Origin of the sequence: Dermacoccus abyssi (assembly GCF_003515945.1) — a bacterium.
In the GTDB taxonomy this organism is placed as follows: domain Bacteria; phylum Actinomycetota; class Actinomycetes; order Actinomycetales; family Dermatophilaceae; genus Dermacoccus; species Dermacoccus abyssi.
In genome coordinates this window covers 1-23,964 of sequence record NZ_QWLM01000004.1, presented here as the reverse complement: position 1 = coordinate 23,964, position 23,964 = coordinate 1, and the positions used below count along the sequence as shown (strand labels likewise).

Sequence of the window (23,964 nt, the reverse complement as noted above, 5' to 3'; positions counted from 1 at the left end):
CGCATGACGAGTGGGGGCGCGGCGAACGGGGTGCGCGCGGACGACGTTCTGCCCACTCGCGTGCGCGCGGGGTACGGCTTGGGATCGGTCGCGACGGGTTCGTTCGGCGCCGTTCCGGGGCTGCTCCTTCTGCCCCTGCTCACGGACAACCTCGGTGTCGCGGCGTGGCTCGCCGGCCTTCTCGTCTTTCTCCCGAAGGCGTGGGACGTCGTCTTCAACCCCATCGTCGGCGGCATCAGTGATCGGCGCGGCGCATCAGCCCGACGCCCGTTCCTCCTGCGCGGTGGCCTGACCCTCGCCGTCCTGTTCGCTCTGCTCTTCTTCGGGCCGAGCTCGACGACGGCGGGGGCGATCTGGGTCGTCGTTCTCTACTTCGCGTGCGCCAGCGCGTACGCGTTCTTCCAGGTGCCGTACATGGCGCTGCCCGCCGAACTCACCTCCAGCTACGACGAACGCACCCGCCTCATGACGTGGCGCGTCGCCGTGCTCGCGCTCGCCATCCTCGTGAGCGGCGGCCTCGCACCCGTCGTGCGTGACGCGGTGGGCTACTGGGGTGTCGGACTGTTCGTCGGCGCCCTGATCGCAGTGGGCACGCTCGCGTCGTGGCGTGGGACCGCCGGCGTCACTGCGCGCGTGACGACGAGTTCCGTGGGGTCGCTACGGGAGCAACTGCGCGTCGTCAGCGCGAACCGTGCCTTCCGAAACCTGGTGTGCACGTGGATCATCCAGGCCCTCGCCACCGGAGCGATGCTCGCCGGCGTCGACTACGTCGCACGCTGGGTCCTGGAGGACGACGGTGCGGCGACCATCCTGTTCGTCTGCTTCGTCGGGCCCGCGCTCCTCGTCACTCCGCTGTGGCAGCGCTTCGCCGAGCGTCGCGACAAGCGACAGGGCTACGTCGTGGCGTCCCTCGTCTTCGCGGTGGGCGCGCTCACGACGTGGTGGGCCTCGAACGTCGGCATGGCAGCGACAGCCCTGACGCTCGCTGTCGTCGGCGTCGGCTACGCGGGCATTCAGCTCTTTCCGATGGCGATGTTGCCGGACGTGGCGGCCGACGACGCGACGGCGTCGGGCGAGAACCGCATCGGCACGTTCACCGGGGTCTGGACCGCGGGGGAGACACTCGGCCTCGCCCTCGGCCCGTTCCTCTACGCCGCCGTGCTGGCACTCGGTGGGTACGCACCGTCGACCGGAGGCGGCGCGACCCAAACCGGCCAGGCGATCACCGCCGTGGCGCTCGGTTTCACGGTGATGCCGGCCGTGCTCGTCGTCGTGTCGCTGCTGTTCCTGCGCCGCTACCGCTGAGAACCGAGACGGTTCTTCGTCTTCGCGGTGGCGACGTGCGTCGTCGGATCCTCGGGCCACGGGTGCTTGGGGTAGCGCCCGCGCATGTCGGCGCGCACGCCCGCGTACGGCCCGGCCCAGAACGACGCGAGGTCGTCGGTGATCGCGAGCGGACGCCCCGCCGGTGAGAGCAGGTGGAACAGCACCGGGGCGCGGCCGTCGGCCAGGCGCGGGGTCTCATCGAGCCCGAAGCACTCCTGAAGCTTCACCGCGACGACCGGTGGATCGGCCGGGTCCTCGGGGTAACTCACCCGGATGCGCGAGCCGCTCGGTACCTCGAAGCGTTCGGGAGCGAGGTCGTCGAGGCGGGTCGCTTCGGGCCAGGGAAGCAGACGACGTAGCGGGGCGAGCAACCGCACCGACGACGCCTTCGCCCCGCGAGCGAGTACGTCGAGTTCCGGGCCGAGCCACTCGTCGGCGCGGTCGAGGAGGCTCGTATCGTCCATCGCCGGCCAGAGCTCGCCGAGGTGGTGATGGAGGAAGGCGAGGCGGCGACGCAGAGCAGTGGCTTCGTCGCTCCAAGTGAGCAGGTCAAGGCCGTGCCTGTGCAGAGCGTCATGGACGGCCGCTCGCGCGGCCTCGGGTGTCGGCTTCGTCGGGGTAGCCGAGAACTCGATCGCGCCGAGGGCCTGCACGCGACGCGCGGTGACACGGCCGTCGTCCCAGGTGGCGCGGACTTCGTCGACGAGGAGGTGGCTCGCGGCGCGCTCGGCCAGTTCGCGCGTCAGCGGCGCGGCGAGCCTGACGACGGCGCCCGTGCCCTGTGCGACGCGTCCGTCGGCCCGCGTGGCGTCGGCGACGGCGAGCCATTCGTGGTGGCGCAGGGGCGAATTCGGCGGAAGCGCCGCGCGGGTGCCCGAAGCGAGAAGGTAGACGCCGTCAGTCACTCGCCGAGCCACCCGCTCGGGGTAGGCGAGGGCCACGACGAACCCGTCGGCGCACTCCCCGGGCACGGGCGGCGCGTCACGTTCCGGTTCGCTCGGGCGGTGTTCAGCGAGGCGGGTGAGGCGGTCGCGTTCCTTCGACCACCGAGCTCGGGTGGGGCCGCTCAGCTCTCGCAAAGCGCGGGCGAGGTCGGCGTCGTTCGCGCGGAGATCGTCGGAGAGGGCCGCCACGACCCCGGCGGCCCGACAGACGTCGACTCCCTCGCCCGCGACGAGCAGCGCCCGCCCCAGGCGCGGGTCGGTCGGCAGGCCCGCGAGGGTGCGACCCAGCGGGGTGAGACGGCCGTCATCCGAACCGTCCAACGCCCCGAGCGCGGTGAGCGACTCGTTCGCGGCCCGCAGCGCGGCAGCGGGTGGCGCCGTCGGCAACCGCAGCCCGACGCCGCCGGGTGTGCCCCACGCGGCGAGCGTCAGCGCTGCGGAGGTGAGGTCGGCCGTCGAGATCTCCGGCGTGACGTGCTCGGGCATCCGCGCGAACGTCCGCTCGTCGTAGCAGCGCACGACGCGTCCCGGCCCCAGACGGGCCGCGCGCCCGGCGCGCTGTTCGGCGGATGCGCGCGAGCACGCCACCGTCACGAGGCCCGCCATGCCGCGTGCCGCATCCCGACGCGGTTCGCGCGACAGGCCGGCGTCGATGACGAGCCGCACGCACGGCACGGTGAGTGACGACTCCGCGATCGCCGTCGAGACGATGACGCGCCGCGGCTCGTCTGGCCCGCGCCCGGCCGTGATGCGGTCCTGCTCGCGCGCGTCGACGCGCCCGTGCAATTCGAGCAGGTCACGATCCGGTAGGGCACGGCGGACGGCGTCGGCCACGTGCGACACCTCGCGCACGCCGGGCAGGAACACCAGAGCGTCGTCGTCGCTGGTGCGAGCAGCGTCGACCGCGACGCGGGCAACGTGGTCGAGGAAGTCACGCGTCACGCCGCGCGCATCGGTGCGTGGTGCGTCGGAGGGCGCCCAGTCGAGCGTCAGCGGGTGCAGCGCCGAGGGGCAGTCGACGAGCGGCGCGGCGCCGTCGTCCCCGCCGAGGACGCCGGCGAACGTCGGGGCGTCGAGTGTGGCCGACATCGCGACGAGGGCGAGATCGTCGCGCAGTTCGCGCACGTCGGCGAGCATGCCGACGAGCAGGTCGGAGTCGAGTGAGCGCTCGTGGACCTCGTCGAGCACGACGGCGGCCACACCCGTCAGTTCCGGGTCCGCCAACAGGCGGCGCACGAGCAGTCCCGGCGTGACGAACTCGACGAGCGTTGACGCGCTCGTGCGCGCATCACCGCGCACTGCATATCCGACGTGCTCGCCCAGCGTCGTGCCGGAAAGCTGCGCCAGCCGGCGGGCCGCTGCGCGCACCGCGACCCGTCGCGGCTGCGTCACGATCACACGACCCACACCCGCGACGTGGTTCGCCACGAGCGGCGGCGCCAGCGTCGTCTTACCGGTACCCGGCGGTGCCTGAACGACGGCGACGCCCCGCGTCAGGGCATCGCGCAACGCGTCGAGTGACGCCGCGAAGGGCAGCCCCGCGCCGATGCGGTCGAGGTCGAATTCAGGCACGTTCGCCATCCTTTCGTGCCGGGCGCGACGCACGCCAGCGGCAACCCGAGCGACGCAGCGTCAGGGCGATGACGTGGGTGGCCGCCCGGCCTGCGAGAGTGGACCTCAACACCGTCATTTGCGAGAAGGAGTCACGGCGTCATGCCCAGGTCTGTGTCGTCGCTTCGAGAACTGCGCGACTCGGGTTGGCCCGGAGTGGTGGCGCTCGCCGTCGGCATCTTCGCGATGGTGACGGTGGAGGAACTGCCGATCGGCGTTCTCACCCTCATCTCCGACGACCTGGGTGCGTCGAAGGGCGCCGTGGGTCTCGGTGTGACGCTCGCCGGCGCCGTCGCGGGTGTCATGGGTCTGTCGACGAGCGTCGTCATCGGCACGCTCGACCGACGCCTCGTGCTCGTGGTTGCTCTGCTCCTCGTCAGTGCCGCGACGGCAGCGACGGCGGCCGCGCAGAACGTGGCCGTCTACCTCGTGGCGCGCCTCATCGCGGGCCTCGGCATCGGCGTGTTCTGGGCGCTCATCGCCATCGTCGCGTCACGCATCGTGCGCCCGGAGCGCGCGGCGCTCGCGACGACGGTCGCGTTCACCGGCGCCGCGGCGGCCACAATTCTCGGCGTTCCGCTCGGCACCTGGCTGGGCACGACGTGGACGTGGCACACGGCCTTTTTCGTCCTCGCCGCCCTGTGCCTCGTGACGGCCGGCGCGCTGTGGGTGCTCGTGCCGCGCGTTCTCGTCACGGAGCGCTTCACGTTCGACGGCTACCGCCACGCGTGGTCGATCGGCCCGGTGCGGTTGGCCCTGTTCGTCACTGCGGTGCTCGTCGTCGCGCAGTTCTGCGCGTACACGTACGCGAGCCCGGCGCTGCAGGAGTTCGCGGGCGTGAGCGAGGCCGGCGTCGGCGGAATGCTGCTGCTCATGGGTGTTGCGGGCCTCATCGGCAACGTCGGCTCGGCGCCGATCATGCGCACGCGCCCGATGCTCGCGCTGCTGCTCGTGACCACCGGCATGACCGTCGGCGTGTTCGTACTCATGATTTCGGGCGCACCCATCGTCGCGGCGATCGCCATGACGATCTGGGGCCTGTTCGGCGGCGCAATGGCCGTCGTGCTTCAGCACTGGGTGCTTACGTCGGCGCGTCACTATGCCGAGCCCGCAGCCGCGCTCGACTCGGGCATCTTCAACTTCGCCATCGCCGGCGGCGCCGCGCTCGGAGCCCTCGTGCTCGACACGAGCAGCATCCACGCGGTCTACGTCGTCGCCGCCATCGGCATGCTGACGGCGACGCTCATGGTCGTCGCCTACCGACGGCGCATCACCCGCGCAGCCGCGCGCTGATGCGCACGATGTGAGTGTTGGCCCGGTCTGTGACCGGCGCCGCTCACACACTGGGCCAACACTCACAGGTTGTTTTCCCCAGGTATGACGCTCTGACACCCCTTTCCACAGGCGGCGGGCCCGACGTCGGCACGAGGCAGGCGACGCGACGCACGCTGACGGCATGACCGAACCGCTGAAGCGCCGTCTCGCCGAAGGCCGCCATGACTTCCACCGTTCCGACGCCGATCGGCAGGGCGTGTCGAAACGCACCCTCGCCTCCTGGGTCTCCTCCGGACTACTGGAGTCGTTGGGCGGTGGGGACTACCTCATCGTGGCACCACTCGTTGGCGTCACGGCGTTCGAGCGTGCCCGATGCCTTCACCTTCGACGTTGCGGCAGTCTGTTGGCCGGACGGCCAGACCTGTACCTCGTCGGACGTTCCAGCGCGGTGGCTCAATGCGTGGCCGTCCTGTCCGAACCCGAACGGGTCGAGGTCTCCCGCCGACCTCGCGTGCAGGCTTCGCGCGGAGTGCTGCATTCCTTCATGCCGTGGGGCAGCGAGACCGTGGTCGTCGAAGGCCTGCGATGTCAGCGGCTCGAGGAGGCCTGCGTTCAGATTGCCGCTGCCCACGGTCCGCGAGCGGGACTGGTGACGGCGGACGCCGCCGCGCACGCGGGCGTGACTAGGTCCAGCCTGCTCCAAGCGTCGCAGGTCTTCGGGAAGCGCCCCGGCGCTCGCGAGGCGCGCCTGGCCGTCTCGTTGGCCGATGGTCGGGTGGAATCGGTCGGCGAGTCACTGGTGCGGTGGGAGGCACACGTGGCCGGGGTGCGACTCGTGCCGCAGGTCGTCGTCCACGACGACGTCGGACGGTTCGTGGCCCGGGTCGACTTCGTCATCGAGGGCACGAACGTCGTCGTCGAGTTCGACGGAATGGGAAAGTACGCCTCACCCGACGACCTCCGCCGCGAGAAACGTCGGGAGATGGCGCTGACTCGCCTCGGATATCGAGTGCTGCGTTTCACGTTCGATGACATGCGTCGCCCCGGATATGTGGGCTCGATGCTGGCGCGAGCTGCGGCGACGGCCGCATAACGATGTGAGTGTTGGCCCGGTCTGTGACCGGCGCCGCTCACACACTGGGCCAACACTCACAGGTTGGGCCGGCTGCTCACTTCACACGAGCTTCGTCGCGAACTCGACGGCCATGACGAGGCCGAGTGCCACGAGCGCCCATCCGGCGAGGACGACGGCGCGGCGGTAACCGGTGTCCGTGAGTCGGTCGCGCCCGCGGGAGACGAGAACGGCGAGGACGGCCTTCGCGCCGACGAGCATGAGGTAGAACACCGCGACGAACGCGATCGCGGCCGCCGGACTCGAGCGCCACGCGGTCACCGTCAGCGGCCCGAGGAACGTGAGCCAACTGATCCAGGGGTGCGGGCTGACGAGGTTCAGCGCGATGGCGCGGCGCACCTCGTCACGACCCGTGCGGCGTGGGGCTCCGGCGCCGAGCGCGAGGCTCTCCGAACGGGCCTCGCGCATCGTCTGCACGCCGACCGCAGCCACCGCGATGCCACCGACAACACCGAGCCAGGCCAGCCACGACGTCGGCATCCGGCCCAGCGCAAGGAGCGTCACGCCCACGACGACGGCGTCGCTGAGCAACGGCACACAGGCCACGGCGAGGCCCCGGCGCAGCCCGCCGCGCAACGTCGCGGTGACGACGAGGACGAGCAGGGGGCCGGGGCTGATGCCGGCGGCCAGCCCGAGGCCGAGCGCCGTCACCACGGTTGAGATCACCGGGCCATCGTAGGGAACGCTTCGCCGACTGGACGCTCCGTCGTGGCGCCCTCCGCTCTCGGCATACTGGTGAGCATGTCCGAACCACTGCACTTCATCACGACCGACGCGGACCGCTCCCAGACCGAGCCGCTGCGTGACGACATCCGCCTCCTCGGCGGCCTGCTCGGCGACGTCGTGCGTGAGCACGAGGGCGAGCGCGTCTTCGGCCTCGTCGAGGACGCCCGAGTGCGCGCGTTCGGCGTGCGTCGCCAGGAGGTCGACCGCGCATCGTTCGGCGACACGCTCACCGGCCTCGGCACCCGCGACGCCCTCCACGTCATCCGCGCCTTCAGCCACTTCGCGCTGCTCGCGAACATCGCCGAAGATCTGCACCGCGAGCGCCGCCGCTCCACCCACATCGCGGCGGGCGAGGAGGCCCCGGACGGCTCCCTCGCCGCCACCTACCGCAAGCTCGCGGGCGCGAGTATCGACGGTGACCTCGCGGCCGAGCGCCTGGCCGGCGCGAGCGTCGTGCCCGTCATCACGGCCCACCCCACCGAGACGCGCCGCCGCACGGTCTTCGAGGCGCAGAGCCACATCAAGTCCCTCATGCGCGAACGCGAGCGCATGACCCTCGACCCGGTCGAGGACGCGGAGAACCTGCGCCAGATCAAGCTGTGGGTCCTCACGCTGTGGCAGACGGCCCTGATCCGCCTGTCGAAGATCACGATCACCGACGAGATCGACGCCGGCCTGCGCTGGTACGACGCGGCGTTCTTCGACGTCATGCCGCAGATCAACGCCGGCCTGCGCACCGCGTTCGACGAGCTGTACCCGGGCAAGGGCATCGGCGCGGAGCCGATGCTGCGCGCCGGTTCGTGGATCGGCGGCGACCGTGACGGCAACCCCAACGTCACGGGCGAGGTCGTCGACTACGCCACGCGGCGCGCGTCCGAGACGGCCGTCGGGCACTACCTCGACGAGCTGGCGCAGCTCGAGAAGAGCCTGTCGATGTCCGTTCGCATGTCGCCGACGAGCGACGACCTCCTCGCCCTCGCCAAGCGCGGCGCCGACGCCGGTGACGCGCGCGATGACGAGCCGTATCGTCAGGCGCTCGCCTGGGTCCGCGCGCGTCTGTCGGTGACGTTCGAGGCCTTCTTCTCCGAGGCGCACGCCAAGGCGATGACGCTCGACGCAGCCGCTCCGGCGTACGAGACGCCCGAGGATCTGCTGGCGGATCTCGACGTCGTCGACGCGTCGCTGCGTAGCACCGGCGACAACCTCATCGCCGACGACCGGCTCGCCACCCTGCGTGAGGCCGTGCGCACGTTCGGCTTCCACCTTTACGGCCTCGATATGCGTCAGAACTCCGAGACGCACGAGGCGACGATCGCCGAACTCTTCGCCTGGGCGGGCGTGCACGACGACTACGCCTCGCTCGACGAGGACGCCCGCGTCGAACTCCTCACCGCCGAGCTCGCGTCGAACCGACCCCTTGCGGGCCCGTCGGCGTCGTTCAGCGAGACGACGGAGAAGGAGCTGGCCATTACGGCGGCCGCCGCTCACGCGGTGCGGACGTTCGGCGAGCAGGCCGTGCCGAACTACGTCATCTCGATGTGCACGAGCGTCTCCGACATGCTCGAGACGGCCGTACTCCTCAAAGAAGCGGGCCTGCTCACCGTCGACGGCGGCACGCCCGTCTGCTCGGTGAACATCGTGCCGCTGTTCGAGACGATCGAGGATCTCCAGGTCTCCGCGACGACGCTGCGCGCCGCGCTCGACGTGCCCGCCTACCGGGCGCTCGTCGACGGCAAGCGTGGGCTGCAGGAGATCATGCTCGGCTACAGCGACTCCAACAAGGACGGCGGCTACATGGCCGCCAACTGGGCGCTGTACCGCGCCGAACTCGACCTCGTCGAGGTGGCCGAGGACGCCGCCATCCGGCTGCGTCTGTTCCACGGCCGCGGCGGCACCGTCGGTCGTGGTGGCGGCCCGAGCTACGAGGCCATCCTCGCGCAGCCACCCGGCGCCGTCCGCGGCTCGCTTCGCCTGACCGAGCAGGGCGAGATCATCGCCGCGAAGTACGCCGAGCCGAAGCTCGCCACGCGCAACCTCGAAGCGCTCGTCTCCGCGACGCTCGAATCGTCGCTGCTCGACGTCGAGGGCCTCGAGCCCGACGAGGTGGAGGCCGCCTACACCGCGATGGACGAGATCGCGGCGCTCGCCCGTGAGGCGTACGGCGACCTCGTGCACCGTACCGACGGCTTCGTCGAGTACTTCAAGACGTCGACGCCCGTGGCCGAGATCGGCGAGCTCAACATCGGTTCGCGCCCCAGCTCACGCAAGGCGACGAACTCCATCGACGATCTGCGCGCCATCCCGTGGGTCATGTCGTGGTCGCTGTGCCGCGTCATGCTGCCGGGTTGGTACGGCACCGGTGCTGCCCTCGAGCGGTGGATCGGTGTCGACGAGACGCGGCTCGAGCAGCTGCGCGGGTACGCGGAGCGGTGGCCGTTCTTCCAGACCGTCATCTCCAACATGGCGCAGGTCATGGCGAAGTCGGATCTCGGTCTGGCCGCCGAGTACGCCGAACTCGTCGAGGACGAGGAGCTGCGTGAGCGCGTCTTCGGCCAGATCCGTGACGAGCACGCGCGCACCCTCGCGATGTACGAGAAGATCACGGGCCACGACGACCTACTGTGGGACAACGCGGCGCTCAAGCGTTCGGTCTTCAACCGTTTCCCGTACCTCGAACCGCTCAACCACCTCCAGGTCGAGCTGCTGCGTCGCTACCGCGCCGGTGACGACGACCCGCAGCTCAAGCGCGGCATCCTGCTCACGATGAACGGGCTGGCCACGGCGCTGCGCAACTCGGGCTGACGGCTCTCCGCTGCCCACGGTCGTTCGGGCAGTTGGCAGGATGGGGCCATGAGCAACGTCGTCATCGCGGGACAGCACATCCTTCTGCCCGACCTGACCGAGGAGCTGACAACCGAGGAAGGCGCGCTGTGCCTGCCCGCCGACGAGAGTGAGCGTCGCAGTTTCCTCGATGAGCACGGAGCCGGCGTGAAGGTTGCCGTGACGTCCTCGTTCGCCGGTTTCGACGCCGACCTCATGGACGCCCTGCCCGATCTCGAACTCATCGCGAACTTCGGCGTCGGCTACGACAGCACCGACGTCGAGGCGGCGAGCGAGCGCGGCATCACCGTCTCGAACACCCCCGACGTCCTCAACGACGGCGTCGCTGACCTCGGCGTCGGGCTCATCATCGACGTGCTGCGCGGGATCAGCGCGTCCGACCGGTTCGCCCGCGCGGGGAAGTGGAAGAACGGCGCGTTCCCGCTCCAGCGCGAGGTGACGGGGCGGCGTGTCGGCATCCTCGGTCTCGGCCGCATCGGCCAGGAGGTGGCGACGAGGCTCGAGGGGTTCCGGTGCGAGATCGGCTACCACAACCGCAACGAGGTCGAGACGAGCTACCGCTACTTCGGCGGTGCCGAAGAGCTTGCCGGCTGGTCCGAGGTGCTCGTCGTCCTGACGCCCGGCGGTGCCGCGACGAAGGCGCTCGTCGACGCCGACGTCCTTGCTGCGCTCGGGCCGGAGGGCTACCTCGTCAACATCGCGCGCGGCACCGTCGTCGACGAGGACGCGCTCGTCCAGGCGTTGAACGACGCCACCATCGCGGGGGCGGGCCTCGACGTCTACCCGAACGAGCCCAACATCAACGAGGCTCTCATGGCGCTCGACAACGTCGTGCTCACGCCGCACATTGCGAGCGGCACCCGCGAAACGCGCCGTGCGATGGCCGACACCGTGCTGGAGAACGTGCGCACGTGGCTCGCCGACGGCCGCGCGGTGACGCCGGTCAACTGATCGCTCCGTCGAGCCGCGACACGACGAAGCCGCCCGTCCCCATGGGGGAGGGCGGCTTCGGTGCGATCTGGGCGCCTGGTGGCGCGACGGATCAGCCCTTCGTCGACAGCAGCGTGATGAGGCCACCGGCAGCGGCGACGTTGCCGAAGAACTTCGTCATCTGCTCGTTGCGCTCCTGCGGGTCCTCGAGGTTCCAGAAGTCGTGCGCAGCGGCCGTCGTCACGCCGATCATGCCGAGCAGGCCGATGGCGGACAGGTTCGGCTTGATGCCGAGCGCGAGGGTCGTACCGAGGGCGACCATGCCGGCGCCGTTGGCCTGGATGAGCTGCTCGGAGGTGGCGGGCACCTTCTCCTTGACGCCGTACTTCTCCTGCGCGTTGTCGATCAGACCCGTGAGGTGCTGACGGTTCACGAGAGCGTTACGGCCGCCGTAGATGAACAGCGAGCCGATGAGTGCGCGGCCGAGGGCCTTGCCGGGGTTGACCATGGAGAATCGCAACCTTTCGGGGAATGTCGGTGGAGGGCGAGCACCGCCCACGTCTGCCAACGCATAAGCCTGCCCGATCGGGCGCTATTCCGCACGGAGCTCATGATGTGACCGATCCGACACCGGCTCGGTGTCATGACGCCGGTGTCTCGATGCCCTCCACGGGACGACCGTTCTCGAGGTAGAGGCAGTGCGGTGCGTCCCAGGCGGCGAGGACGCGTCGTCGGACCGGCTTGGAAAGGAGGGCTTTCGCACCCTCTCGATCGACGAAGCGGTGGCTGCGGATCTCGCTCTCCTGCAGCTCGATCGACGCGATCCGCTGGTCGGTGAGCATGCCGCAGTGGAAGAGGAAGCGCAGGCCGATCGTGCCCGTCTGCTTGTCGGGCCGCGTGTCGACGACGACGAGGCGCCCCGAGGTGACGACGAGCCCCGTCTCCTCGAGCACCTCACGGCGGCAGGCGTCCCAGGGTGATTCCCCGTCGGCCTCCATCGCGCCGCCGGGGATCGTCCAGCCCTTCTTGTAGGTCGGTTCGAGGACGAGGAGGTTGCCCGCCTCGTCGAAGAGCATGGCGCCCGCTGACGCCGGGATCTCGGGTGGGAACCACGTCATGTCCCCGAAACTACCCCGCGTCTTCGCTGGTTTCGACCCGAAGTCCGGGCGGCCCGGTCTCGTTCCGGTGAGGCCGTGTCCGGGGTTGTCGCTGTCGTGTGATGTGATCGGGAACACGTTGAGCGACGGAGCAAGGAGCGAATCATGGAGCTGGCTGGCAAGGTGTGCATCGTCACGGGCGCCGCGGGAGGAATCGGCGCCGCGATGGCGGAGGCCTTCCTCGAACAGGGGGCCAAGGTCGTCATCAGCGACCTCGACGGTGACCGCCTCGAAGCGACGCGGGGGCGCCTCGCACAGACCCACGGGGCCGTCGCCGCGCGGGCGGGCAACGCGGCTGACCCGGCCGACATCGCCGCCACGATCGCGCTGGCCGAGGAGACCTTCGACGGGCCCGTCGACGTCTACGCCGCGAACGCGGGTATCGGCGGTGGAGCCGACCTCGCCGACGAGGCAGCGTGGGCGGCGTCGTTCGACGTCAACGTCATGGCGCACGTGCGCGCAGCGCAGGCGCTCGTGCCGGGGTGGGTCGAGCGCGGCGAGGGCTACTTCGTTTCGACGGCGTCGGCCGCCGGGCTCCTGACGCAACTCGGCTCGGCCACCTACGCCACGAGCAAGCACGCCGCCGTCGCCTTCGCCGAGTGGCTCGCCGTCACGTACGGCACGAAGGGTGTGCGCGTCTCCTGCCTGTGTCCGATGGGCGTCGACACGGCGCTGCTCACCGATGTGAGCGCGGGGTCACGCGTCGCGCAGCGCGCGGTCACGGAGTCGGGGCCGGTGCTTCGCCCGGAGCACGTGGCGCGGGACGTCGTGGAGGCCATGCAGGCCGAGACCTTCCTCGTCCTCCCACACGCCGACGTGCTCGACATGATGCGCGGCAAGACCGCGGACTACGACCGATGGATCAGGGGCATGCAGCGCTTCGGCGAGCATCTTTCGTCATCGATCGAAGGCGGTCAGGGCTGACGTCGCTCGTGCTTCTCGGCGTCGCGAATGCAGATGGCCGGAAGCGGCGTTGCAGGAAGGGGACACTGAGCACGGTTTGGCGCCAAGTGGACTCCACGCCCGCCTACGGTGAGGTTCTCCCATAGTTCACCATCGCGAGGAGTCCCGTGAACCAGGACATGAGCCGTACCGGAACCACCCGTGTGAAGCGCGGGATGGCGGAGATGCTCAAGGGTGGCGTCATCATGGACGTCGTCACGCCGGAGCAGGCCAAGATAGCCGAGGATGCCGGCGCGGTCGCCGTCATGGCGCTGGAGCGGGTTCCGGCGGACATCCGCGCGCAGGGCGGTGTCTCCCGGATGAGCGACCCCGACATGATCGACGGCATCATCGAGGCCGTCTCGATTCCGGTCATGGCGAAGGCGCGCATCGGCCACTTCGTGGAGGCGCAGGTGCTCGAGAGCCTCGGCGTCGACTACATCGACGAGTCCGAGGTGCTCACGCCCGCCGACTACGCGAACCACATCGACAAGTGGGCCTTCACCGTGCCGTTCGTCTGCGGCGCGACGAATCTGGGCGAGGCGCTGCGCCGCGTCACCGAGGGCGCGGCGATGATCCGCTCCAAGGGTGAGGCCGGTACCGGCGACGTCTCGAACGCGACGACGCACATGCGCTCGATCCGTCAGGAGATCCGCCGACTGCAGAACCTGCCCGAGGACGAGCTCTACGTCGCCGCGAAGGAACTGCAGGCGCCGTACGACCTCGTCAAGGAGGTCGCGGAGCTGGGCAAGCTGCCCGTCGTCCTCTTCACCGCAGGGGGCATCGCCACCCCGGCGGACGCGGCGATGATGATGCAACTCGGCGCCGAAGGCGTGTTCGTCGGCTCGGGCATCTTCAAGAGTGGAAACCCGGCCGAGCGTGCGGCAGCCATCGTCAAGGCGACGACGTTCCACGACGACCCCGCCGTGATCGCCGAGGTCTCGCGCGGGCTGGGGGAGGCGATGGTCGGTCTCAACGTCGACGACATCCCGCAGCCCCACCGCCTCGCCGAGCGTGGATGGTGACATCCTCCGTCACGTCGAGAGGCGGTGTCCGATGAGTGTGGGCGGCACCCCCGGCCCCGGGGTGACGATCGGCGTGCTCGCTCTGCAGGGTGACGTTCGCGAACACCTCGCAGCCCTCAGCGGGGCGGGCGCGCACGCCGTCAGAGTCCGAACGCCCGAGGAACTGGACGCCGTGGACGGGCTCGTTCTGCCCGGTGGCGAGTCGACGACGATGGAGAAGCTCCTGCGCGCGTTCGGCCTGCGTGAACCGTTGGTCGAGCGCATCGATGCCGGCATGCCCGTGTACGGCTCGTGTGCGGGAATGATTCTGTTGGCCGACGAGATCCTCAACGGCGCGCCGGGGCAGAGGACGCTGGGTGGTCTGCCGATCACGGTGCGACGCAATGCGTTCGGGCGACAGGTGGATTCTTTCGAGTGCGATCTGGCGATGCCTGCTCTGGAGGGTGACGGGCCGGTGCGCGCGGTGTTCGTCCGTGCGCCGTGGGTCGAGGAGGTCGGCCCGGATGTCGAGGTGCTCGCCCGAGTGCCCGAGGGCAACGGCGTGGCGTCCGATCGCGTCGTGGCCGTACGGCGGGGTGACCTCCTGGCGACGTCGTTCCACCCCGAGATCACCGGCGACCACCGCGTTCACGCCTACTTCACGCGCGTCGTGCGCGAACGGGTGAACGCGTGAGGGCCCGTCGACCCCAGGGCGTTCAGTGCCCGTGGTGGGCGAACTCGTCGCGTGCCGGCACGCGGTAGCGCAGGCAGGCCAGGGCGAGCAGCGCTGCCATGACGATGGTGGCGACGAAGTAGACGCCAACGGGTGTGTCTGCGCCGAAGTGGTCGATCGCCATGCCGAGGACGAGCACCGGGATGGCGCTGCCGCAGTAGGTGACCACGTACATGAGGCTCACCGAGCGTGCCACCTCGCGCGGCGGCGTCAGCGCGCTCATCGTGGCGAACAGCGTGCGGAACGCGACGCCCTGGCCACCGCCGATGAGGAAGCCTGCGACGACGAGGGCCGGTGCGGTGTGGGCGTGGTCGGCGAAGAAGGCGAGGGCGAGTCCGCCGGTCATGAGGGTGAGCGCCGCCGCGGCCTTGTGCGCCCCGCGGATCGGAGCGAGCTGTGCGGCGGCCGAGCTGCCGAGTGCGATCGTCGCGAGCATGCCGGCCATGAGGCGCGAGCCGCCGAGCAGGTCGGCGTAGCGGCCGGGGGCGATGGCGAGGAAGTAACCGAACACGGCGAAGGAGAGGAACCCGGTCGCCGCAGCGAGGGTGAAGATGCGACGCGTCGTCGCGGACACGCGCGGCATGGCGGGCATGAGCGTCAGCCAGCGCGGGTGGTCGGCGGGCGGAGGCGCGACGGGCGGGAGCGGCTTCACCGCGAGGAGCAGGCCGAGCAGCACCACGACGGCGGCACCGTGGACGAGGTAGGGCGTGTGCATCGGGTCGCCGAACTGCGAGAGCAAACCGCCGATGAACGGGCCGGCTGCCACGCCGCCCGCCGAGCTGAGGAGCGTCAGAGCCGTGGCGAGTTCCGATCGCTCGCGCAGGAGGTCGCGCAGGCTCGCCGCTGCGGTGCCGGTGGCGAGCGCGACCGCCGCGCCGTGCAGAGCGCGGCCGAGCACGAGCGCGCCGAGCGATTGCGCCGTGACGAACGCCGCTGTCCCGAGCAGGGCGACCACCACGGCGACGGCCATGACGGCCCGTCGTCCGTAGTGATCGGACCAGTGACCGACGATCGGTAGCCCGACGACGAGCGGCACGATGTACGCGACGAAGGCCAGCGTCACGTCGCTCGTCGTCAGCCCGAGGCGCGCGGAGAACAGCGGGAACAGTGGCGTGATGAGGTTCGCGCCGACGAGCAGGACGAAGATCGAGGCCGCCGTGAGCGTGATGCGCACGCGCGTCGGAGCGTCCCAGCCCGAGTGGGGGCGGGGAGCCCGCCGCGTCGAAGGGGTCGCTCGGGTCGTGTCGATCTGCGTCACGGGTGTCCTTCGCTGAGGGTGGGCGAGGGTGGAGCGCCTGCGTCGGGGTCGCCGTCGCGGGCGGGAGAACCCGCCAAGGATGGACGGTTCTTGTCGGCGTGGTCAAAACGAGTGGCGTGGCTCACGTGGGCATCGCATCAGGCCCGCTGGAGGCCGCGAACACCGTCCTCGATGCGGAAACGGGCCTTCGTCACGGCGTCGGCGCCGGGCTTCGTCACGATGTCGAGCGAACGGAACTCGGCCGTCATCGCCTCCGGGGTGATGCGCGTGGTGACGTAGCCGCGGTCGTCGTTGAAGAACTTCAGGTGGGGGTTGATGCGCTGGTTCGCGCTGGTCGTCGAGTGGGAACCGTCACCGGTCGACGTGATCGACGAGCAGACGAGCTCGGAGCCGACGACGGGGGAATCGGGGTCCGACCAGTCGAGCTTGAGGTCGTTTGCCCAGTGTTTGTGCACGTCCCCGGTGAGGACGACCGGGTTGCGGACGCCCGCCTCGGTCCACCCCTTCGTGAGGCGCGAACGGTTCGCCCGATAGCCGTCCCACGCGTCCATCGAGTACTTCTCGCCGGGGCCGGCGTCGGCGTCCTGCGCGGCGAAGAACACCTGCTGTCCGAGAATGTCCCAACGCTGGCGCGACGCCGTGAACCCGTCGAGCAGCCATTTCTCCTGAGCTTCTCCCGTCATCGAACGTCCGGGCGTGTCGATATCGGGGCCCTTGGCCTTCCACCCGTCGCCGTAGAGCTGGTCGTCGCGATACTGGCGCGTATCCATCATGTGGAAGGTGGCCAGGCGGCCCCACTGCGTGCGGCGGTAGATCCGGAACGAAGCGCCCTTCGGCTGGGGCAGGCGCAGCGGCATGTTCTCCCAGTAGGCGCGAAAGGCGTCGCGTCGCCGCGCAGCAAACGCCGCGGGCGTACCGTTGTTTTCCTCGGCCTCGGTGTTCTCGGGCACGCCCGCGGCCCAATTGTTGTCGATCTCGTGGTCGTCCCACACGACGAGCCACGGCGCGACGGCGTGTGCGCTCTGCAGGTCTTCGTCGGCCTTGTACTGGGCGTGGCGTTGGCGGTAGCTCGCGAGGTCGCACGTCTCGGGCCCGGCGTGGTCGCGCACGTTGCCGTCCGGGGAGACGTAGGTGTTCGCCCTGTACTCGTACTGGTAGTCGCCGAGGTGAAGAACGAGGTCCGGGTGATCCTGTGCGAGTCGCCGGTAGGCCGTGAAGAAGCCGTGTTCGTACTGCGCGCAGCTGGCGAAGGCCATGGCGAGCGAGGCCGGCATCTCGTGAGGGGCGGGTGCCGTGCGGGTGCGGCCGATCGGTGAGAGCCAACGCATCACCTTGAAGCGGTACCAGTACTCGCGTCCGGGCCGCAGCCCTCTGACATCGACGTGGACACTGTGGGCGTTCTCCGGCCTGGCCCCGAAGGTTCCGCGACGTACGACGCGCCGCATGCCGGGATCCTCGGCGACCTGCCACTGCACCGGAACGGTGCGCGCCGGCATGCCGGCGAATCCGCTCTCGTCCAGCGGGTCGACGGCGAGGCGGGTCCAGAGGATGACGGAGTCGGACAGGGGGTCGCCCGAAGCCACTCCCAGAGTGAACGGGTTCTGAGAAAGTCGGCCCCCGCCGGGGGAAGCTGTGGCGTTCGCTCCGATGAGCGTCGCGCCGAAGCCGGCTCCGGCGCCGACGACGAAGTGGCGGCGAGAGATGTCGAACATGATGCGTCCTGATGGTCGAGTGCTGGAACACAACGACTTTCGATGATTTTCCGCCGCTGTGAGTGGCCCTGCCGTGAACGTGGAGCGCACGCTGCGTGAAGAGCGTCGCGGAGATCACCCTGTTCGGCGAATACCCCGTGGGGGTATGCTGTTGTCCTCACCGAGCGGCTGCGCGCCGCACCCGAGAGGAGAAGACCATGGCTCACGAGAACAGCTACACCGTCACCGGAATGACCTGCGGCCACTGCGCTGCGTCCGTCACCGAAGAGGTCGAGGAGATCGCGGGCGTCCGCGACGTCACGGTCGACCACGAGAGCGGCAGCCTCACCTTCGCCTCCGACGAGCCCGTCTCGCGCGAGGCCGTCGAAGCGGCCGTCACCGAGGCCGGCTACCAGCTCGCCTGATCGGCCGCACGGCGACGGCGAACCGCAGTCGCAGCTGAAGGTGGTGCCCCACGTCCGCGCCGTCTTCAGCTGCGCTCCGCATCGAGTGAGGAAGGACGAGGATGCAGGCGACCACCACCCATGACGAGGTCGAGCTCGCGCTCACCGGCATGACGTGCGCGTCGTGTGCCAACCGCATCGAGCGCAAGCTGAACAAGCTCGACGGCGTCGACGCGAGCGTCAACTACGCCACGGAAAAGGCGCACGTCAGCTACCCCGGGGGCACCGACGTCGCCGACCTCCTCGCCACCGTAGAGAAGGCCGGGTACGGCGCGAGCGTCATCGAACCCGAGCCGCTCACTCCTGTGGGCGACGCTGATGCCGATGGTGCTGACGCGCCGCTGTCGGATGCCGAACGGCACGCGGAGGAGTTGCGTCAACGCCTCCTCATCAGCGCGGTTCTCACCGTGCCGGTGGTCCTCATGGCGATGGTGCCGCCGTTGCAGTTCACGAACTGGCAGTGGCTGTCGCTGACGCTGGCCGCGCCGGTCGTCGTGTGGGGCGCGTGGCCGTTCCACCGCGCGGCGTGGACGAACGCGCGCCACGGCTCGACGACGATGGACACGCTCGTCTCCGTCGGCGTCCTCGCGGCCTTCGGCTGGTCGCTCTACGCCCTCTTCTTCGGCCACGCCGGCATGCCCGGCCTCAAGCACGGCTTCGAGTTCGCCTCCTCGAGAGGGCACGGCAGCTCGAACATCTACCTCGAGGCCGCCGCAGGCGTGACGACGTTCATCCTGCTCGGCCGCTACATCGAGGCCCGCTCCAAGCGTGCCTCCGGCGCGGCGCTGCGCGCGCTGCTCGACCTCGGGGCCAAGGAGGTCACCGTCCTGCGCGGCTCGGGCGGTTCCGAGCGCGAGGAGCGCATCCCCGTGCGCGCGCTCGCCGTCGGTGATCGCTTCGTCGTGCGCCCGGGCGAGAAGGTGGCCACGGACGGCGTCGTCGAGCACGGCACGTCGGCCATCGACGCCTCCATGCTCACAGGCGAGTCGGTTCCTGTCGACGTCACGGACGGCGACGAGGTCGTCGGGGCCACCCTCAACGCGGGCGGCAGGCTCGTCGTGCGCGCCACCCGCGTCGGCTCCGAGACTCAGCTTGCGCGGATGGCGAAGCTCGTCGAGGACGCCCAGAACGGCAAGGCCGACGCCCAGCGTCTGGCCGACCGGATCTCCGGTGTCTTCGTGCCGGTCGTCATCGCCCTCGCGGTGCTGACGTTCGTGGCGTGGCTCGTGATCGCCGGCGACGTGGAGGGTGCCTTCACCGCCGCTGTCGCCGTGCTCATCATCGCCTGCCCGTGCGCGCTCGGCCTTGCGACGCCCACGGCCCTCATGGTCGGTACGGGTCGCGGCGCGCAGTTGGGCATCCTCATCAAGGGCCCGCAGGTGCTCGAATCGACCCGTCGCGTCGACACCGTCGTGCTCGACAAGACGGGCACCGTGACGAGTGGCGAGATGGGCGTACAGACCGTCGTCGCCGCCGACGGTGAGGCCGACGGCGACGTGCTCACCTACGCCGGCGTGCTCGAGAGTGGTTCGGAACACCCCATCGCCCAGGCCATCGCGCGGGCTGCGCAGGACCGCACGGCGCTGCGCCCGACGCTCGACTCCTTCGAGAACGTGCCCGGTCTGGGCGTCCAGGGCGTCGTGGTCGACGGCGACACGAGCCGCCAGGTCGTCGTCGGTCGACCAGCGCTGCTCGAGGACTGGTCGATGCCGGTTCCCGCTGCCCTCGCCGACGAAGCGGCTCGCCTTCAAGCGGGTGGCGCCACCGTGGTCGCGGTGGGTTGGGACGGCGCGGCGCGCGGCCTCGTCGCGGTCGCCGACACGATCAAGCCCACGAGCGCCCAGGCCGTCGCCGAGCTCAAGGAACTCGGCCTGCGCCCGGTGCTGCTCACCGGCGACAACGAGCGGGTCGCGCACGCCGTGGCTGCCGACGTGGGCATCGCCGATGTCATCGCCGATGTGCTGCCCGCCGACAAGGTCGACGTCGTCACGCGCCTGCAGGGTGAAGGCCGCGTCGTCGCGATGGCGGGCGACGGCGTCAACGATGCTGCCGCGCTCGCGACGGCCGACCTCGGCCTCGCGATGGGCACGGGCACGGATGCTGCCATCGAGGCGGCCGACATCACGCTCGTGCGCGGCGATCTGCGCGTGGCGGCTGACGCCGTCCGCCTCGCCCGTCGCACCCTCGGCACGATCAAGGGCAACCTCTTCTGGGCCTTCGCCTACAACGTGGCGGCCATACCGCTGGCCGCGTTCGGCCTGCTCAATCCGATGATCGCGGGCGCGGCGATGGCGTTCAGCTCCGTGTTCGTCGTCCTTAACAGTCTGCGTCTGCGAGGCTTCGCCGCCTCGTCGTCGAACGGGAAGGACCAGTCATGACCGAAACGCCTTCGGTGGCCGAAACCTGCTGCACGAGTGACGAATCGGCTGAAACGCCCGGTTACCACGACTCGAAGAGGGCGCTCTCGCGACGCCTCAAGCGGATCGAGGGGCAGGTGCGGGGCATCGAGAAGATGGTCGACGAGGACCGATACTGCATCGATGTCCTCACCCAGATCTCGGCGATCCAGTCGGGTTTGAAGGCCGTGGCCCTCGAACTGCTCGACGATCACATGGCCCACTGCGTCGTCAACGCAGCCCGCGCCGGCGGTGACGAGCAGGAGATCAAGCTCGCCGAGGTGCGCGATGCCATCGGGCGCCTCATTCGCTGAAGGGGCCTCGGCCGCGAAACACCCGTGCCCTGCCCCTCGTCGTCGAGGGGCAGGGCACAGATGCATGCGGTGGCCGATCAGGCCAGGCGCTCACCCATTGCGATGACCTGGTCGAACAGCGTGCTGAGCTCAGCCTCGCGACGCTCCTCGAGGGCCAGGCTGTTCTCGCCGAACTCGGTGAAGAGGCTCAGCGAGACCTGCTGGCGCACGACGACCATCTGGAAGTTGGCGAGGATCTGACGCCAGTGCTCGACGGCGCGCACGCCGCCGTCCGCACCGTAGGAGACGAGACCGACGGCCTTGCCCTGCCACTCCGGCCCGAGAACGTCGACCGCGTTCTTGAAGGCGCCGGGGACGCTGTGGTTGTGCTCCGGGGTGACGAAGATGAACGCGTCACACGCGTCGATGGCCTTGCTCCACGCCGTCACCTGTTCGCTGTCGTACGAGCGGTTCGCCGTCGCGTGCAGCGTAACGCTCGTCAACAGCGGAACGTCGAACTTCGCCAGGTCGATGAGCTCGAACTGCGCGTCCTCGCGGGACGCTGCCTGATCGAGCACCCAATGGGCGACGTGTGCGCCGTCGCGGCTGTCGCGGATGGATCCGAGGATGACGCCGATCTTCATGCTTGCTCCTAACGAAGGAGGATGTCGCGCTCAGGCTATGAACGTTCAACGAATCGCCTAGCTCTCCCGACGCGGACGAGATGTCCTCCGGTCGCGCTGGCTGGCTGCGTTCGTTGCGCGTGGCTGCGTTGCACCGTCACCAACTGCAAGAAACCTCCCCAGCTGGCACGGCCACGGCGGTCACGGGCGGGTCGAGCAGACCGCGGGCGTCCTCGGGGGCCGTGGCACGGTCACGGGCGGTTTACCAGTCGGCCCGGGTGGTCTCGTGCTGGCCCTCCAACTCGGTGAATCCGGCGTCGATGATGCTGACGCGGCCGGGTTGCTGAGCCCAGCTCTCCTCGCTGTCGCGCACCACGCGGAGGTGGTGGTCGTCTTCCTCCCAGCTGCGGCGTTCGTCGGGGGTCATCGCCTCCCACGCGCGTTGCGCCGCGTGAGCGCACTGGGCCGCGCTCTTGCCGCTCGTCATCTCGACCAGCGGACTGATGCGGACGGTGACCACCGCGTTCTCGGTGACGCTTCGCCCCTCGGGCAGCTCGGTGCCCTCGACCTGCATCTTTGCGAGCTCGGATGCGAGTGGCTTGACCGGAGCCGGAACGAACGCCCGCGCCTGTGCCCGGCCCTGGGTGCACGTGACGCCGGGCAGCGCCTGCGCGTCGTCCCATCGCTTGCCGCGGGTGCGCCGCACGATCTTGCGGATAGCGACGCCCCGCCACGCCTCGACGGCCTCGTGCCACGAGGTGTCGACCGCCGCAGCATCAGCGCCCGAGCCGTCGTAGCTCTCCGTATCGGCGTCGACGTTCTGAGCCGCCGTGCGCTGACGTTCCGCCTGGACGAGGAGGCCTACGCACGCTCGAGCCGCGGCCTCGCAGGCCTCGATGTCCGTCGGCGGATCGGTCTTCTCCACGCGGAGCGCGATCTGCATGGCCCAGGGGATATCTCTCGTGGTCACGCCGCCATTGTCTCAAGGGCGCTGCCTTGAGCGCTCCGCCTCGCCCGCCATGTCTCGTCAACGCCTTCCCTCATCCGCGGGCTCGGGGCGAACCCTGGGCGTTTCCGATCACTCGGCGACTCCCAACCTCACGACGCCTGCGCCACAGCACGGGCACAGCGTCGGCAACCAGGCTCGATGTCGACCCCACCGGACACTGAAATCCGGACTACAAGATTCGCCACCGAGCCACCCGTACGAAAGGGACCCGCCATGTCTCGCTCGCTCCGTCGTCCAGCCCGAACTCTCGCGGCAGCAGGTCTCGCCGTCGCGGCCACCCTCGTCGCTCTCGGTGCGGGCGCGCAGGCCGTCGTGACGTCGTGGGCCACTGACGCGACGGCCGCAGCCGAGGCTCAGCTCTCCGACACGGTGACGGCGACGCAGGCCCGCAACGTAACGACCGCCGTGCGTTCGCTCGTGCCCGACGCCACCGTCGAGAACGTCACGAAGGACGGTGACGCGTTCGTTGTCACCGTGACGAAGAACGGCGAGCAGCGCGTCTACCGCGTGCCCGCCGATCTCTCGTCCGCCACCCGCATGCTCGGGTGAACGGCCTGAGCGTCAGTTTGAGGCGCGCCAACGACGCATGAGCCTTCACCCCGGAATCGAGGGCACTGCCATGCCTGTCCCGGAGGGGCATGTCTCCCGTACCGAAAGCTCACCCCGGTAACCAGATACCCGCCATGATCGGTTCGCCATGCTCGCCAGCGGGGGCCCGCGAGATGACGCGTTTGCCGGGAGCGTCGTTTTGAACTAAACATCCAAGGTGGTCATGTCGTGACCGGCCGACCGTCCGATCCACCAAAGGAGTCACGCCTCCAGACGCTCCTGGCCAGGTCTGCAGATAGCAAACGCCAGTCTCGTTGTCGCGGAGCACTCGCACGGTCTCTGCAAACTCACTCCTCTGCTCGTGCATGACCTCAAAGCGCTTCTCATTTGCCATGTGCTTGACAGGACGACGTGGGAAATCCTGAGCGAGGTGGAAACCTGGGCGACCGAGTGCAGAATCCTGCGTTTGAGCTGTACCTTTCTGGACTGGCGTGGCGCGCGGTCGTACGCTGCGGCCGAGTGGAAGTCCCTGACCCCCGGGTGGGGCGCCAAAATCCGTTGCGCTCTCCCGGTTGCCCACGACACGCTCCTCTCATGCTGAGAGAGCGCCTTATCGCAATGTATGACGCGCAGTTGCGCGGCGACCCGGAGATGTACGACGCCCCCACGGTGACCACGATCGGCCCAGTACTCGTCGGAACGTTCCCCGTTCGCCGCCGCTGCTTCGTCACTTACCCGCCGTTTGCGATGGCAGGCAGCGAGGTGGATGACCTCATCGAAGAAGTCATTGCCCACGCCGTCGCGCACAGGTGCGTCGACCACATCAAGTGGAAGTTGCGTGAGCACGACCCCGTACCTGGGCTTCTGCAGCGACTCCGGGAGCACGGCTTCATCGTGGATGAAACTGAGACCGTGCTTGCGGGCCGCGTGGAAGACGTCATTGGGTGCGACCCGGGCGTTGCCGACGGCTACACCACTGAACGCGCTGTCACTGAGCTGGCACTACGCCAGGCCGAGCGACTGGCGGGCCAGGTCTTCGGGGACTCGCCGCAGCGAATCC

Annotated in this window: 21 protein-coding genes and 1 pseudogene; 13 read left to right on the top strand and 9 right to left on the bottom strand. The window is 69.6% G+C overall.

What is annotated here, in order from left to right; all coding sequences use genetic code 11:
- Positions 1–3 precede the first annotated feature (3 nt).
- Positions 4–1,305: an MFS transporter gene (locus D1832_RS04610; protein WP_118912828.1), complete on the top strand. Its 1,302-nt coding sequence runs from the start codon at positions 4–6 to the stop codon at positions 1,303–1,305.
- Here D1832_RS04610 and hrpB read toward each other — a convergent pair.
- Positions 1,296–3,851, bottom strand: a complete 2,556-nt coding sequence (hrpB, locus tag D1832_RS04605) for an ATP-dependent helicase HrpB (RefSeq protein ID WP_118912827.1) — start codon at positions 3,849–3,851, stop codon at positions 1,296–1,298. The two genes, D1832_RS04610 and hrpB, sit on opposite strands and share 10 nt — an antisense overlap.
- A 132-nt stretch (positions 3,852–3,983) precedes the next feature.
- On the opposite strand from hrpB, the gene D1832_RS04600 reads away from it, so the two are divergent.
- Together D1832_RS04600 and D1832_RS04595 are read left to right on the top strand one after the other, a co-directional pair.
- Complete coding sequence (locus D1832_RS04600) at positions 3,984–5,174, top strand: MFS transporter (RefSeq protein ID WP_047310517.1); 1,191 nt, start codon at positions 3,984–3,986, stop codon at positions 5,172–5,174.
- Positions 5,175–5,337: 163 nt separating this feature from the next.
- The gene (locus D1832_RS04595; protein WP_118912826.1) at positions 5,338–6,249 is read left to right on the top strand and encodes a DUF559 domain-containing protein; all 912 of its coding nucleotides are present in this window, start codon (positions 5,338–5,340) and stop codon (positions 6,247–6,249) included.
- An 81-nt stretch (positions 6,250–6,330) separates the two neighbouring features.
- Here the strand turns inward: D1832_RS04595 and D1832_RS04590 are convergent, their stop codons facing one another.
- A complete protein-coding gene (locus tag D1832_RS04590; protein WP_182434657.1) occupies positions 6,331–6,954 on the bottom strand; it encodes a LysE family translocator in 624 nt (207 codons plus the stop codon).
- A 75-nt stretch (positions 6,955–7,029) separates the two neighbouring features.
- Between D1832_RS04590 and ppc the strand changes: the two genes are divergently transcribed.
- Positions 7,030–9,816, top strand: coding sequence for a phosphoenolpyruvate carboxylase (ppc, locus tag D1832_RS04585; protein ID WP_118912825.1), 2,787 nt, complete (start codon positions 7,030–7,032; stop codon positions 9,814–9,816).
- A 48-nt stretch (positions 9,817–9,864) separates the two neighbouring features.
- On the top strand, positions 9,865–10,806 hold the full coding sequence (locus tag D1832_RS04580) for a 2-hydroxyacid dehydrogenase (RefSeq protein WP_118912824.1): 942 nt from the start codon (positions 9,865–9,867) through the stop codon (positions 10,804–10,806).
- A gap of 91 nt (positions 10,807–10,897) precedes the next feature.
- Here the strand turns inward: D1832_RS04580 and D1832_RS04575 are convergent, their stop codons facing one another.
- Complete coding sequence (locus D1832_RS04575; RefSeq protein WP_118912823.1) at positions 10,898–11,293, bottom strand: DoxX family membrane protein; 396 nt, start codon at positions 11,291–11,293, stop codon at positions 10,898–10,900.
- Positions 11,294–11,426: 133 nt separating this feature from the next.
- Complete coding sequence (locus D1832_RS04570) at positions 11,427–11,903, bottom strand: NUDIX domain-containing protein (RefSeq protein ID WP_118912822.1); 477 nt, start codon at positions 11,901–11,903, stop codon at positions 11,427–11,429.
- 144 nt (positions 11,904–12,047) lie between these two features.
- Between D1832_RS04570 and D1832_RS04565 the strand changes: the two genes are divergently transcribed.
- The 3 genes from D1832_RS04565 (at position 12,048) to pdxT (ending at position 14,582) form a co-directional block, all read left to right on the top strand.
- A complete protein-coding gene (locus tag D1832_RS04565; protein ID WP_118912821.1) occupies positions 12,048–12,866 on the top strand; it encodes an SDR family oxidoreductase in 819 nt (272 codons plus the stop codon).
- 158 nt (positions 12,867–13,024) lie between these two features.
- The gene (gene pdxS, locus D1832_RS04560) at positions 13,025–13,909 is read left to right on the top strand and encodes a pyridoxal 5'-phosphate synthase lyase subunit PdxS (RefSeq protein WP_118913014.1); all 885 of its coding nucleotides are present in this window, start codon (positions 13,025–13,027) and stop codon (positions 13,907–13,909) included.
- 31 nt (positions 13,910–13,940) lie between these two features.
- The gene (gene pdxT / locus D1832_RS04555) at positions 13,941–14,582 is read left to right on the top strand and encodes a pyridoxal 5'-phosphate synthase glutaminase subunit PdxT (protein ID WP_118912820.1); all 642 of its coding nucleotides are present in this window, start codon (positions 13,941–13,943) and stop codon (positions 14,580–14,582) included.
- Between the two features lie 22 nt (positions 14,583–14,604).
- Here the strand turns inward: pdxT and D1832_RS04550 are convergent, their stop codons facing one another.
- Both D1832_RS04550 and D1832_RS04545 read right to left on the bottom strand, forming a co-directional pair.
- A complete protein-coding gene (locus tag D1832_RS04550) occupies positions 14,605–15,879 on the bottom strand; it encodes an MFS transporter (RefSeq protein WP_118912819.1) in 1,275 nt (424 codons plus the stop codon).
- A gap of 137 nt (positions 15,880–16,016) precedes the next feature.
- On the bottom strand, positions 16,017–17,591 hold the full coding sequence (locus tag D1832_RS04545) for an alkaline phosphatase D family protein (RefSeq protein WP_118912818.1): 1,575 nt from the start codon (positions 17,589–17,591) through the stop codon (positions 16,017–16,019).
- A 197-nt stretch (positions 17,592–17,788) separates the two neighbouring features.
- On the opposite strand from D1832_RS04545, the gene D1832_RS04540 reads away from it, so the two are divergent.
- From D1832_RS04540 to D1832_RS04530, 3 genes are all read left to right on the top strand, one after another.
- Positions 17,789–17,995, top strand: coding sequence for a heavy-metal-associated domain-containing protein (locus tag D1832_RS04540; RefSeq protein ID WP_118912817.1), 207 nt, complete (start codon positions 17,789–17,791; stop codon positions 17,993–17,995).
- 101 nt (positions 17,996–18,096) lie between these two features.
- On the top strand, positions 18,097–20,412 hold the full coding sequence (locus D1832_RS04535) for a heavy metal translocating P-type ATPase (RefSeq protein ID WP_118912816.1): 2,316 nt from the start codon (positions 18,097–18,099) through the stop codon (positions 20,410–20,412).
- Positions 20,409–20,744, top strand: a complete 336-nt coding sequence (locus D1832_RS04530; RefSeq protein ID WP_118912815.1) for a metal-sensitive transcriptional regulator — start codon at positions 20,409–20,411, stop codon at positions 20,742–20,744. The genes D1832_RS04535 and D1832_RS04530 overlap by 4 nt, the downstream gene beginning before the upstream one ends.
- A 77-nt stretch (positions 20,745–20,821) precedes the next feature.
- On the opposite strand, the gene D1832_RS04525 is transcribed toward D1832_RS04530, so the two are convergent.
- Positions 20,822–21,367, bottom strand: a complete 546-nt coding sequence (locus D1832_RS04525) for an NADPH-dependent FMN reductase (RefSeq protein WP_118912814.1) — start codon at positions 21,365–21,367, stop codon at positions 20,822–20,824.
- A gap of 241 nt (positions 21,368–21,608) precedes the next feature.
- Entirely contained in the window at positions 21,609–22,316 is a 708-nt protein-coding gene (locus D1832_RS04520; RefSeq protein WP_118912813.1) for an aminoacyl-tRNA hydrolase, read from the bottom strand.
- Between the two features lie 252 nt (positions 22,317–22,568).
- Here D1832_RS04520 and D1832_RS04515 point away from each other — a divergent pair, with 252 nt between their 5' ends.
- Positions 22,569–22,904 (top strand): hypothetical protein, encoded by a 336-nt coding sequence (locus D1832_RS04515; protein WP_118912812.1) that lies wholly within the window; start codon positions 22,569–22,571, stop codon positions 22,902–22,904.
- Between the two features lie 109 nt (positions 22,905–23,013).
- Here D1832_RS04515 and D1832_RS16190 read toward each other — a convergent pair whose 3' ends face one another.
- Positions 23,014–23,271, bottom strand: a complete 258-nt coding sequence (locus tag D1832_RS16190) for a DUF6440 family protein (RefSeq protein ID WP_415557192.1) — start codon at positions 23,269–23,271, stop codon at positions 23,014–23,016.
- A gap of 227 nt (positions 23,272–23,498) precedes the next feature.
- On the opposite strand from D1832_RS16190, the pseudogene D1832_RS04500 reads away from it, so the two are divergent.
- Positions 23,499–23,964 (top strand): annotated as a pseudogene (locus D1832_RS04500) (hypothetical protein); the annotation flags it as partial.